Raw genomic sequence first — 12,970 nt, 5'->3', positions numbered from 1 at the left:
TCCCCACTTTCTACGTTTTATTGCTGTTTCGCCTCTTCCTGCTCCTTCTTCAGCTCTTGCGCGTCATAAATCTTATAGAACGGATACCATACGGCAAAGATGATGGCCAGCACGACTGCCAGCAGGATAAGCCCATTAAAACCGGACATGAGGTATGTGGACAATCCAATCGGCGTATACCACAGCTGGAACACCTTGCTTGGAATCTGAGCGAATCCAAGGTCTAGCGCCAAGTATACGATAATCGGCGTAATGATACCGTTGATCCACATCGGTATCATCAAAATCGGGTTAAATGCGATCGGTGCTCCGTATATCACAGGCTCGTTGATGTTAAATAAAGATGGAACGAGCGTCGCTCTGCCAATCGATTTCAGCTTCTGCGACTTGGCAAACAGGAATAAGATGATAAGCGGCAGGGTTGCACCAAGTCCGCCTACTCCGAGCCAACCGGAGAAGAATGTTTCAAACGTATTAATGTTGACCGGTTCAAGACCTTGCGCCACCAGGGCTGCGTTCTGCTCAATCGCTGGAATCCAGATTGCATAGAAGATTGGGATGATCACCCACGGACTGACCCCGAAGGAGTACAACGCAACGCCAATCATGTTAAAGAGCAGGAAGCCCCATAGCGTTTGGCCTAATGCGTTAACTGGCTCGAATACGCTTACAATCAGATTAAAGATATCGAAGTTCAGCTGATATACGAGCACCCATCCGAGCGTAAGAATAATCGCAATCGGAACGAGGAAGTCGAACCATTCCATGATGAACTCCGGCAGAGTCGAATCCTCTTTGAAAAATGAAAAATTGTTGAACACATTAAGTACAACGGCCACCGCAACTCCAACAAGCAGCGCGGTAATCATTCCAGAAGGCCCGAAACGTTCCATAATGAACTGAATCGTTCCGTCTTCGTTCGTGACGGGCTTCAGCAGCATAAGGAATAAGGAGATGCCTGTCGCTCCGGCAATGAGCTTGATTTTGTCGCGCCCTTTCTTCTGCATCACCGTGTAGGGCGTTAGGAAGGCGATAAAAATTCCCAGCAGGCCAAAGCTGAATGTAGTTATAGGCGTTAAGTCCGGCATTCCCGGAATAAAGTCTTTCAGAATCGAGATCAGGGTAACAAACGATCCAATAAAAATCATAGGCAGGGTAACCATAATGGCTTCCTGAATGGAAGATACCCATACGTTGTTTGTAAACGCCTCCAAACGCGGCGCAAATTTTTCGTTCATCCACTTCATGAGACGATCCATGTATATTCCCCCTTCGCAACATATTATTGATTGGTTATGTCATGTCTTAAGTATAGAATTGATTGATAGCGCTTTCCCGTTCTTCTTTGCTGCAATTAGGGACGTTTCTTGTTCTCCTTCACCCGACCAGATTAGCATTTGCAGAATGGAAACCGTTTACACAACAAAAAACACCCCTCCGAGAAGGGGTGCGCTTTGTGTTTCATGGCACCAGTAATTAAGAAACAGAAGCCTCCTGCTGTAACTGAGGCCGACTAGTATTGCCTTGCAAACGTAAGCAGCATCACACCATGAGGCGAAAGGGTCACTTCTTGCTGCCAGCCCTGTTCAGCATGAATCATCCGGGTATTCATCACCGGCCCGCTTCTGGCATCCAAATAATGAAGCTCCTCCTCGGTGAGAAATTGAGGGGTGCCAAGTCGAACCCATTCATCGAACACAGATCCGTGTTCGCGATCCAGCAGGTAGCTTGTCATTTTATAGCTCCCAACAAGCCCTTCGAGGCGGATATGGAATCTTTTATTCCCCTTCTCCTCGAAAACAGCATACCGATTCATATCGGACAGCTCCGACCAATCTCCGCTTGCGAATAGCTGATCGACGTGCACGTAATGGTACAGAAGCAGCTGCACACTGCCGTCGCTGTGCCTTGTCGCAAAATAACCGTCTCCGCGAGCGATGATCTGATCCCCAAGCCTGTGCAGCAGCTCAAAGGCATAGTAGCTTGGCTTCCTTAGCCCGTCCCGACTAATAAGCCCGAATCCCCCGTAGAAGTGGGATGACGGAACAACGCTTTCCTCGAATACATCCGTAAAAGACCAGAAGGCCAATCCCTTCATTGTACCAAGCGTCGTGAGTGCATGATAAATAACGAACGGGGCCATAAACGCCGTATCATGCACGAGATTGCGGTCATACAGCGAGAAGTTCCACTCGGTCATGAACAGTTCCACATCGCGATAAGACGTAACCGAGAGCTTGGCTTTCAATCGTTCAATGCTCTCCATATAAAAGGACGGCGGCATGATCGTGGTCAGGCGATCGTTCTCCTCCTTCTGGAAAGGGTACTCCGAATACACATGGAAGGAGAAAAAGTCGAGCGGCACCTCATGATCACTGCAATACGCCAAAAACTCCTCTGCCCATGTATCGTTCCATAACGAACCGTAGCCTAGAGCAGGTCCACCGACCTTAAGCTCTGGTGAGATGGACTTAATCGCCTGCGTCGTCGATTCATAGAACGCAAAGTATTCCTCCTTCGTCCCTGCCCAGCACACGCCGGACAGATCGGGCTCGTTCCATACTTCAAAGTACCAGCGGCTCACCTCGTCCCAGCCATAGCGGTTCAAGCAGTGTCGGACGAAGGCCTGAATCAGAGCATCCCATTTGGCCTGCTCTTTAGGTGGGGAAATGCAACCCTTCCACCAAAAGACCGTCTCATTCGACCTTCTCAACAGGCTCGGCATAAACCCAAGCTCGACAAACGGCCTTACGCCCTGCTGAAGCAAATAATCATACAGCTTGTCCACGTAGGACCAATTGTAGATCGGCGTACCGTCAGCCTCCTCGCTATATACCATCATTTCATCATTAAAGATGCCATGGAAGCGAATATATTGAAAAGGGAATCGGCGCTGCATCCCGCTGAACTGGCATCGCCAGTCCTCTCTTAATCCCTCGACCGCCCGCCCTGCCGTCGTGACGACGTTCCAGTGCTTATCGAAAGGCGCACCCTGCTCATTCGCTTGAACCATTACGTTCACCGACGTTGAAGCAGCCGCTGATATAGTTCCCGCCACCGAGGAAACGGGCCTAGACTCAATTCCCTCGTCCGTATGGAGATGAAGGTAGCGATATAGTGAAGACATTGCCTGAATCGTATCGGTTTCATAATAGTCTCCGCTGGATGACTCTTCATAGGTGAGCGGCTTTCGGTCTGGATCCGGCAAATCGGTCAAGGCGAAAGATTCCCGATACGCGCTCGGCGTACTGTTGTATTTTTCCTTGAAATATTTATTGAATAACTTAACGTTGGCAAAGCCGCAGTCGAGGGCAATTTCCGTGATGCTCTTGGCCGTATTAGCCAGCTCTGCCTGTGCTTTCTCGAGACGGACAAGCGTCAAATACTTTTGAAAGGGTATGCCGATCTTGTCACTGAAGAAATGCGAAAAATAATGAAGGCTTAAATGCTCCTGATCCGCCATCGTCTGAAGCGAAATTTTCTGGTTATAGTGCTGATCGATATACTCGAGCACCCGATTCAGCCGCTTGTAATCATACGACTTCGTATCTTCCTCGACCGCCTCGTTGGTTCCTGATGCGAAATAGCGCAGCAGATGGCCGCACAGCATCTGCAGACACCCTAGGGTGTAGCTGCGAAAGCCGCTTGCCTTCTTGTTAATCTCATAGACCATCTTCGCCAAATAATGGCGAATGACATCATAGCTGCTGCGATTCTCCTCCGTCTGTGTACTGGAATTGCAATGAATAAACGCGCTCGTATCGAGCCACTCCGGGCCGAATTGCAGCGTCAGCAGCACGTTATCCTCGTTCGTGCGTTCAATCTTGTGCACAGACATGCTATTGATGACAATAATATCGTCCTGACGAAGGGTATATTGACGCTGATCCGTATACATGACCACCGTGCCTTGAAGAACATAAATGATTTCAATCTCTTTATGCCAATGGAAATGGATATGCTTCACGCTGTTTACGAATAATTTGATAGGCAAATCGTCTTGGTGCTGTATAAACTCGTATAAGTAACGGATAATCAAGCTCCCCCTTTCCATACTTTATTATGTGATTGAGCGTCCAGGAAATTCAAGGAGACTTCTTCTTCATCTCAACAAAAAACTAATTCCAGTTCAGGAAACTTATACATGAGTCTCCGATTGCCGGAATAATTGAATATAAGAATCCTCGTCAGAGCGATCTTTGGATGAAAGCAGGCAATTCAGCAACTTAATTGTAACCGCTTTCTCTATAATGAAATTTAGGAGTTCCTTCACGGACTCCCGATAACTAATGAATGACTGCCTCGAAGCAGTCCAGGAAAGGGAGGATGCTATGTCCCGTTTTAAGCATGGCAAGAAGATCGAGGTGGCCCTCATCGCGCTTCTCATGTGCACGCTGCTCATTCCCTTCTCGCAAGCCCAGGCTGGCGGATCAACGCTGGCCATGGAGCAATCATTCCCAAATGTCGCCAATGGCTGGGCGAAGGTAGAACGCTGGAAGGACAGTAATCCCATGTTCACAGCGGAACAATATCCCCCAGATGGCCGGGGAGATCAGAATGGACAGCGGCTCACCTTCTTCGGAGGCGTTGGCCAGCCCCATTCAAGCCGCTTCTTGCTGTACTATGCACCTCAATATGACACCAATGCAAAATCCACACCCGTTCTGCTTGTCCATGGTGCCAACGACAATGCCGACCGGGCTTGGGCTAACCCAAATGAGTTCGGGCCGAATACTTGTGGAGCTTCCACATGCCCGAGCACAGGCCTGATGCAGCAGCTTGTCAGCCAAGGATATAAAGTATTTGCAATCGGATTCGGCCACAAGCATGGAGACAATTACTATGCCGCCGAGCACATCCAGAATGCCATCCACATTATTAAGCAAACAACGGGTGCCAGCAAAGTTGATGTTGTCGCTTGGAGCAAAGGGGCCTTCGCCTCGCGGATGTATGCTTCCTCCGTAGTGAAAGGCGGCGGAACTCCATATGCCAATGATATTCGAAAACTTATTCTCATTGGCAGTCCGAATAAAGGAACGGACTTTATCTTCAGGCACGGGTGGACCTTCAATTATGGAATCATTCCAGAGTGCGGCGGCAATGTCAATGCCCCTTCTCCCCACACACAAATGATCTGTTATGGCATCTGGCGCAATCATCCCGAGCTGTCCATATACAGCACATCTCAAGGTAACTATTTCCCCGGGCAAAAGCAAATGTTGGCGAAATGGGACACTGCGTACCCGCTTCCCGCGACTGAGCAAGATTGGTTCACAACCTATTATGGAGGTACGGGATTCTTCACGAAGGGAGATGGGATCGATGCCGCAATCCAGCAGGGCTCGCTTGTTAACAAACTTATAGGCTCTGGCATACCAGGTACAATTAACACTTACCTGCTGTCTGGCAATGAAAACAACATTCCGAATGTGCACAATGAGCATACAGGGCCTAGTGATGGAGTGGTATTCGTGAACAGTGCTTCCGCAACGGATGGAATTGGAACTGTCACAGGAAATGTTACCTTGAAGCTCAATCATTTAAAACTATCCTGGGCTCCGCAATCCGTAAATGTCATCGAACAATGGCTCAATGCAACTCCTTAATACAAAAAAATTAATAATTAGTAAAATTATTGAATTTTTATCCAAAATGATTGTATGATAGGAGTGAAAGTTACCAATTGATAGATGGGAGGATTTGAATGAAAAAGATTTTGCTTGTTATGCTTCTGTTGACGTTGTTCGTTCCTACTACCGTTGGCGCGTTGGGTCAAGATGAAGAAGCACAGTTGGATCGCGTGTTAGGGGTATACCCTGATGTGACGAAGGAACAGCTCTTGTCCGAAATTGATTACGCTTCCCGTGTTACAAATCAGCCACGCAACGTCATCATCCAACAGATGTACAAGGAGCTCCGTTCTAAGAAGGTAACACCACAGATGAGCATCGCCTCAGGGGACAAAGGACAAGGAGCTTATCAGCTCGCCTCTTCCAGCAAAGGCGATGTGTTCTTCGAGACCGCTTCGACGATCGGCATCCCTCACGGCCATGTAGGCATCTACTACACACCGGATTATATCGTCGAGTCTGTCCCTAGCACAGGAGTCCGCAAAGTAAAGCTTATTGATAAGCGAGTAGATAGCGGCTCCAAGATTCTCACCCTCAAGAACGAATATGCCAACGCAACTGCGCGGTCCCAAGCTGCTGACTGGGCAAATGGCCGCATCGGTGAAAAGTACTCCTACAATTTTGCTACGAATCGTCTTACCTCATGCTCCGGCGACAAGAACTGCTCCAAGTTAGTATGGTGCGCCTTCAAAGAGAAAGCCAACATCGATATTGATAGAGATGGCGGACTCGGTGTATATCCTGTCGATATTCGCGACTCATCCATGTTCACAACATTAAGAAGCTATTAATTTGTTTGGAACGGAGATGAGAAGCTTGAAGACCTCGAATCATGCTATGTTACGCATCTTTATCTATACCGTCTTCCTAGCCATTTCCTCTCTTCTCATCTCTTGTTCTCAATCGTCTCCACAAGACAATAATACCAAGCTGAATAACCCTCCCGTCGCCCTTGTCTACTACTCTACTTCCTTATCTCAGGAAATCATCGGCGGCGGGAACTCTCACTTCTTGTCTATCGACAAGGACGGGAGCATTCAGACTCGGAACGGAGATGGATTGGAATGGAATGCCCCTGTCCAGCTTCAGGACTCGAATCGCATTGTCATCCAAGCAAGAGAGAAGGTTCATGTGCAGCAAGGCAAGGGAATTGAGGATACATATTCTTCACGTTGTAGAGTAAGTGCAGGGTATAGGCAGATGTCGGGCTACTTAACCTCGAGCAAGTTGTATTACGCTTTGTTCAACAAAGGGATTGACACCCATGACAACTATATATCTACCATCCGCTGGGGAGATGCGCAGCACCATAATTGCGCGGATATTCCAGAGTTTGTTGAGGCGCAGGGCAGCGATGAGAATCATATTTATGTATTGACCTCTGATCATGCCTCTCTGCAAGGCCTAAACCTTGTTGTGATGGAGCTAGAGGGGAGCAAGCTTCAACAAACGAAATATCCTCTATTGGACATCTATACAGGCTCGCTCATCGTGCAATCGAAGATGGTTTCCACACAAAATAATATGTACGTGGTCTTCTCAACCCGAGATGAGCACAATCGTATCCATCTTCAGCTTATGGAAATTGATAAGTCCACACATACGGCAACAACCTATTCGCTTCATACATACGGAGAAGAGCCAGACAATGCATATTTCTCGCTTAGCGCCAATAGTATCGGCATCGTGGATAAGATGCTCTATTATGTAGACGGCTACGGTACAATCTTCTCGTTCTTACTGGATACAAAGGCTTCTGTGAACTCCAACACCCTTGCCAAGTTCCAGCGGTCATCCAATGTAAACGATGCGATGGGCTATGTATATGGCACTTTCTATTATCTGTTCCGCTATGATGACGCCGACCAAGTACATAAGATTGAACAATACCAATTGTCGGATGGCAAATTGCTAAAAAAACTCCCTATTCCTAACCTGACTTCGAAACTTTCCTCCGGCGTCTACTTATATGATTTTCAAATGCTCACCAATCTGTAAATGCTCTCGCGGGCTGCCTTCATCTTCATCCAAGACGAGGCAGCCTTTTTTTCTTGAACGAGATCCCCCCTCACTCACCCCACTTACCGTAATTTACCTATAGAAATTTACTTAAAATTAAATGTTTAATAGATTGAATGAGCATTACATCATATTTTTCCAACCTATTCAGAAGGGAGGTGTCTAGGCGTTCAATCGCGTAGAAGCAGACCATAGCATCGCAAAATAGAACAGCAGGGGTGGACTAGCATGGTAACACAGAAGAAGTGGATTTCACGCATCGTCAATATGTCGCTGCGGGTAAAGCTCCCACTGTTAATCAGCACATTGGTAGTAGCAATGTTGATTGGAACGAGTACGATACTGTACTGGTTCAGTTCTGACATTCTCTTGAAGGAAAGCAAAAATAGTTTGACTATGAACGCCAACCGCATCGGCGAAGGATTATCGTCTTCCGTAAAGCTGGAAGCACAGTCCGTATATTTGGCCTCAATACATGGTACATACCGCTCATTGCTGGATCTTCGAGCAGCGTCGTCTATGGATGATGCTCATTTTTTTTCGAAGGATAATTCCTTGTTCAACGAAGCAAATAGACTGCTAACCCAAAGTTTCCAAGGCAGTACGGGCACGGAATCCTATCAGCTCATTGATAAGAAAGGGATCGTCATTGCAAGCTCCACTCCGGAAGCCATCGGGCAAAGCCGCGCAGATCGCGCCTATTTCCAGGCTGCCATGAAGGGAACGCCGACCATCAGTGACGCTTTAACTTCGAAGAGCACCGGAAGCCAAATCGTCGTATTCGCCCAGCCGATATCAGCGCACGACTCGAAGGTAGACGGTGTCTTTATTTCGACAGTCAACACCTCGTTCTTCGTGGAGCAGTTGAAGCAAATGACCAGCGATAATGTAGGCACAATTATTATTACAGACCGCCTAGGCCATACGCTCTTCCATTCACAGGATAAGACCGCGACTGGAAAACAGATTAAGTCCAACAAGCTGAAATCGATTTTCCAAGCTTCTGGAAACAAGGATATTGTTCGCGGTAATCTTGACGATGCCGATCAATATGTTCTGTATTCGAAGATTCCAGGAGCAGATTGGACTGTATTCTCGTTCGACAGTTATGCGAACATTAAGCGCCCACTCGATCATTTATTTATGAACATATCAATTATAACGCTTGGCGCTCTGCTGCTGTCCGTAGCTGCTGGCTTACTTATCTCGCTTTCCATAACGCGGCCAATAGGCAGATTAACAGAATCGTTCAAGAAGCTGGCTTCCGGCGATCTCACCGTCGCTGCTACAGGAAGCTATAAGAGTGAATTCAAAGACCTGGCAGACAGCTTCACGGTCATGGTAGAACAAAATAAAAACTTGATTGGCCACATGAACCGCTCCATTGCACAGTTGAATACAAATACAGACGAATTGGACGCTGCTTCCAAACAAACGAATATATCCATTCAGGAAACTTCGATCACCACGATGGAAATCGCGAAAGCGATGGAATCTCAATCATTCGATACTGAACATATTGTTAATCAATTCAGTGATCTCGGTGACAAAATCGCAGTCGTTAACCAATTGTCGTCGGCAGTTAAGGAGCGTACGGACTCTATTATTGACGTCTTCCATACCGGAAATGAAGTTATCAACCAGCTCATCCGGGCTCATGACGACAGTGAGAAAGAGGTCAGCTCCATTGCGACCATAACCACCAAGCTAGAGGCAAGCTCGATCAGCATTGCTTCGATTACGGAAGCGATCGGCAAAATCGCCAAGCAAACGAACTTATTAGCACTGAACGCATCGATTGAAGCCGCTCGCGCCGGTGAACATGGCCGAGGATTCGGTGTCGTTGCTTCCGAAGTCAGACAGCTCGCAGAACTGTGTGCACAGCAGTCTAGTGATATTGAGGAAATCATTACAAATAACCTAAGCTTGACCAAGGAGGCGAACGATTCCGTACGCAGTCTCCAAAACGTATCCACTCAGCAAGATCAATATGTCGACCAGACAAAACAAGCATTCGAAGTGATCCTGAATAATGTCATGGATATCACCAAACAGATTAAAGACATGGCCTATGAGATCGATATTATGAAACAGAACAAAGATGACGTTATGGAGCTCGCACAGAACTTATCCGCCTCTGGCGAAGAAGTATCGGCTTCCGTTGAGGAGGTTACTTCGACCATTCAAGTACAATCAGCTATGGTGCAGCAATTGTCCTCGATGATTGAGGAGATTGACAGCCTTACCAAGCAGCTGAAGGAAGCTTCTTCGAAATTTAAAACCGAATAGCATGCAAAATGGGGCTCCCAAAAGTCATTTGACATGACTAGGGACGCCCCTTTCTTTATTTGACTCAAGTGTTCACTGCGCCCATTTACCGTAATTTACCTATATAAAAACACGTAAATATTTCCGTTGAATAGATTAACAGACTTCTGATCATATTTTTTCCAAATAGTTGGAAGGAGGCATATACAGAGATGGAAAATCGGATTTACATAGGAGTCATTGGAACATATTTTGTACATCAGGGGTGAGACGAGGATGATAAAATCTAAGAAGTGGGGCTTTCGCATCGGGAATATGTCACTGCAAGTAAAGCTTCCGTTGTTAATCAGCACCTTGGCGGTATGCATGTTGATCGGAACGAGTTCCATATTGTACTGGTACGGATCCGACATGCTTTTGAAGGAAAGCAAGAACAACATGATTTTGAATGCCAACCGCATCGGTGAAGGGTTATGGTCGTCCGTGCAGCTGGAGGAGCAGTCCATTTATTTGGCGTCTATTAATCAGACATACCTCTCCTTGCTGCAGCTTCGGGCGGAGCATTCCTTAAAGGATGCCGATTTTTTCTCTGAACGTAATCCGCTTTTCATGAAGGCGAATAAGCTGATGGCTGATAGTCTCAAAACGAGCTCGGGCAGTCTCATCGATAAGAACGGCATCATCATTGCGAGTTCGAACCGAGACAACATTGGAAGCAGCCGCACGGATCGGGCCTATTTCCAAGCGGCAATGAAAGGACAATCGTTCATCAGCGAGTCGATTGTATCCAAAAGTACTGGCAGTCAGGTGGTTGTGTTCGCTCAGCCTATCCTGGGGGATGGCTCGAATGTTGAAGGTGTGTTTATTATGACCGTGAACACCTCGTTTTTTGTAGACCAACTGAAGCATGCGGACGATAATGGGCAAGGAAGCACCATAATCTTGGATCGCGAAGGCCGAACCATCTTCCACTCGAACAATAATTCGGCAATCGGAAAGATGGTCGAATCCGACAAATTTAATTCAGTCGTTCAGACTCCGGTTAAGGGGCAAATCTCCCGAGGAGGTATTGAGGATCCGGAATACTTTATCCGTTATTCCAAAATTCCGAAAGCAGATTGGACAATTGTGGTACAAGACAGCTATAAGAACATTAAGAAACCTCTTAATGATCTATTCGCCAAAATATCGATCATTACGCTTGTTGCCCTATTGATATCCTTGACGGTGGGTATCCTCATCTCACGTACGATTACGCGGCCAATCGCAAGACTAACCGACTTATTCAAGACATTGGCGTCCGGCGATCTTACCGTTGCTGCAACAGGCAACTACAAGAGTGAATTCAAAGACTTGGCGGACAGCTTCACCATCATGGTCGAACAAAATAAGAGCCTGATTTCCCAAATGAATCACTCAATCGAACATTTGAACACAAGCACAAGTGAATTGGATACCGCCTCCAAGCAAACGACGATATCCATTCAGGAAACTTCGATTACGACCATGGAAATCGCCAAAGCTATAGAGTCCCAAGCGCTTGATACCGAGCAAATCGTAAATAAGTTCGGTGATCTCGGGGATAAAATTGCAGTTGTCAATCAATTGTCATCCGCTGTGAAGGATCGGACGGATTCCATTATTGAAGTCTTCCATAGTGGAAATGAGATCGTGAATCAGCTGATACATACCCATGGTGACAGTGAACAGGAAGTTGCTTCAATCGCAGCCATCACGGCCAAGCTGGAGGAAAGCTCCTTGCGCATTGCCTCCATTACAGAAACCATTGGCAAGATTGCAAAGCAAACGAACTTGCTCGCGCTTAACGCATCGATAGAAGCCGCACGAGCTGGGGAGCATGGCAAAGGATTCGCTGTTGTTGCTTCCGAAGTAAGACAATTGGCTGAGCTATGTGCAAAGCAGTCAAGCGAGATCGAGGAAATCATCACAGACAACCTAAGCTTGGCGCAAGAGGCAAACGGATCAGTAAGAAGCCTTCAAGATGTATCTGCCAAGCAGAATCAATACGTGGGCGATACGAAGCTGGCGTTTGAAGCCATTTTGAACAACGTTGTTGACATCACTGATCAAGTCAAGGGCATGGCCTACGAAATGGACAACATGAAGCGGGGCAAAGAGGACGTTATGGAACTGGCTCAGAACTTGTCCGCTTCTGGCGAAGAAGTGTCTGCTTCCGTTGAGCAGGTAACCTCTACGATTCAAGTACAATCGGCTATGGTGCAGCAATTGTCCTCGATGATTGAGGAAATTGACAGCCTTACCAAGCAACTGAAGGAAGCTTCTTCGAAATTTAAAACCGAATAGAAAGAAAAATAGACCGTTTCCTTGCTGGGAACGGTCTATTTTAATATTATCGTGTGGAACGATTTTCCTATTCTATTGTCATGCCTCTCCTATCATGAATCGCATTGTATCGTTTTATCATAGGTTACTTCTTTTATCTATAATTCGAATCTGCAATATCTCATTTTACTCGATTTGGTCATCTCGCGATGCGAATTGGAGCTTGTACTTTTGTCCCATTTTATAGAAAAACCCTTCATAAACTCTCCCAAATCTCCGATAAACATCATAATATCTCCCAACTTATATTTCCTTAGGATAAAATACCCTCAACACAATAATCACATTTATCTTGCTAATGGAACACATTCGGCAAGTTTTAGATTCAAAAAAAAGTTGATGTGGTATATTTTTCATTATAGGAGCCAGAATGAGCCAGACAACATTTATCAACGTAGAGAGGGTGAGTGGCTATTGCCCCGTCTAATTCTGATGATCAGAAAAAAGAAGATTTGAAAGATAAAATCGAGCGAATTCGCCAGCAATTGCTTAAGGTGGCAACAGAGAGAAAAAGCCTTACCGATGAGAAGGTAATTGTCTTAAGCCAAGAGCTGGATCATCATCTATTAAAGTTCCAGCAGGAAACAAGGAAATGAACGATTCCAGGTAGAACCTTTCGAAACAGTTGGGTGTACGAAACTTGCGATTACGCGATGATTGTCTTGCACACGCAAAAAGCAGACCACGGA

The 12,970-nt window shown here is 46.4% G+C and carries 8 protein-coding genes; 6 read left to right on the top strand and 2 right to left on the bottom strand.

The window, feature by feature from the left end:
- Positions 1 to 17: 17 nt before the first annotated feature.
- Both BLS15_RS04305 and BLS15_RS04300 read right to left on the bottom strand, forming a co-directional pair.
- Positions 18 to 1,259: a PTS sugar transporter subunit IIC gene (locus tag BLS15_RS04305; protein WP_072727797.1), complete on the bottom strand. Its 1,242-nt coding sequence runs from the start codon at positions 1,257 to 1,259 to the stop codon at positions 18 to 20.
- Between the two features lie 254 nt (positions 1,260 to 1,513).
- Positions 1,514 to 4,039 carry a GH39 family glycosyl hydrolase gene (locus BLS15_RS04300; protein ID WP_254777282.1) on the bottom strand — a complete coding sequence of 842 codons (2,526 nt, stop codon included), beginning with the start codon at positions 4,037 to 4,039 and terminating at the stop codon, positions 1,514 to 1,516.
- Positions 4,040 to 4,331: 292 nt separating this feature from the next.
- Here BLS15_RS04300 and BLS15_RS04295 point away from each other — a divergent pair, with 292 nt between their 5' ends.
- The 6 genes from BLS15_RS04295 to BLS15_RS04270 all read left to right on the top strand — a co-directional run bounded on the left by BLS15_RS04295 (position 4,332) and on the right by BLS15_RS04270 (position 12,877).
- Positions 4,332 to 5,606 (top strand): esterase/lipase family protein, encoded by a 1,275-nt coding sequence (locus tag BLS15_RS04295; RefSeq protein WP_021253154.1) that lies wholly within the window; start codon positions 4,332 to 4,334, stop codon positions 5,604 to 5,606.
- 98 nt (positions 5,607 to 5,704) lie between these two features.
- Positions 5,705 to 6,421, top strand: a complete 717-nt coding sequence (locus tag BLS15_RS04290) for a YiiX/YebB-like N1pC/P60 family cysteine hydrolase (protein WP_021253155.1) — start codon at positions 5,705 to 5,707, stop codon at positions 6,419 to 6,421.
- A gap of 25 nt (positions 6,422 to 6,446) precedes the next feature.
- Entirely contained in the window at positions 6,447 to 7,628 is a 1,182-nt protein-coding gene (locus BLS15_RS04285) for a hypothetical protein (RefSeq protein ID WP_254777281.1), read from the top strand.
- Between the two features lie 249 nt (positions 7,629 to 7,877).
- Complete coding sequence (locus tag BLS15_RS04280; RefSeq protein WP_028533208.1) at positions 7,878 to 9,938, top strand: methyl-accepting chemotaxis protein; 2,061 nt, start codon at positions 7,878 to 7,880, stop codon at positions 9,936 to 9,938.
- Positions 9,939 to 10,193: 255 nt separating this feature from the next.
- Positions 10,194 to 12,242, top strand: coding sequence for a methyl-accepting chemotaxis protein (locus BLS15_RS04275; RefSeq protein ID WP_021253158.1), 2,049 nt, complete (start codon positions 10,194 to 10,196; stop codon positions 12,240 to 12,242).
- Between the two features lie 446 nt (positions 12,243 to 12,688).
- The gene (locus tag BLS15_RS04270; protein ID WP_021253159.1) at positions 12,689 to 12,877 is read left to right on the top strand and encodes an aspartyl-phosphate phosphatase Spo0E family protein; all 189 of its coding nucleotides are present in this window, start codon (positions 12,689 to 12,691) and stop codon (positions 12,875 to 12,877) included.
- Positions 12,878 to 12,970 lie beyond the last annotated feature (93 nt).

Origin of the sequence: Paenibacillus sp. cl6col (genome assembly GCF_900102125.1) — a bacterium.
GTDB lineage: Bacteria > Bacillota > Bacilli > Paenibacillales > Paenibacillaceae > Paenibacillus_B > Paenibacillus_B suaedae.
Note: the sequence above shows the minus strand (reverse complement) of the source record. Positions and strands in the feature narration are given on the sequence as shown.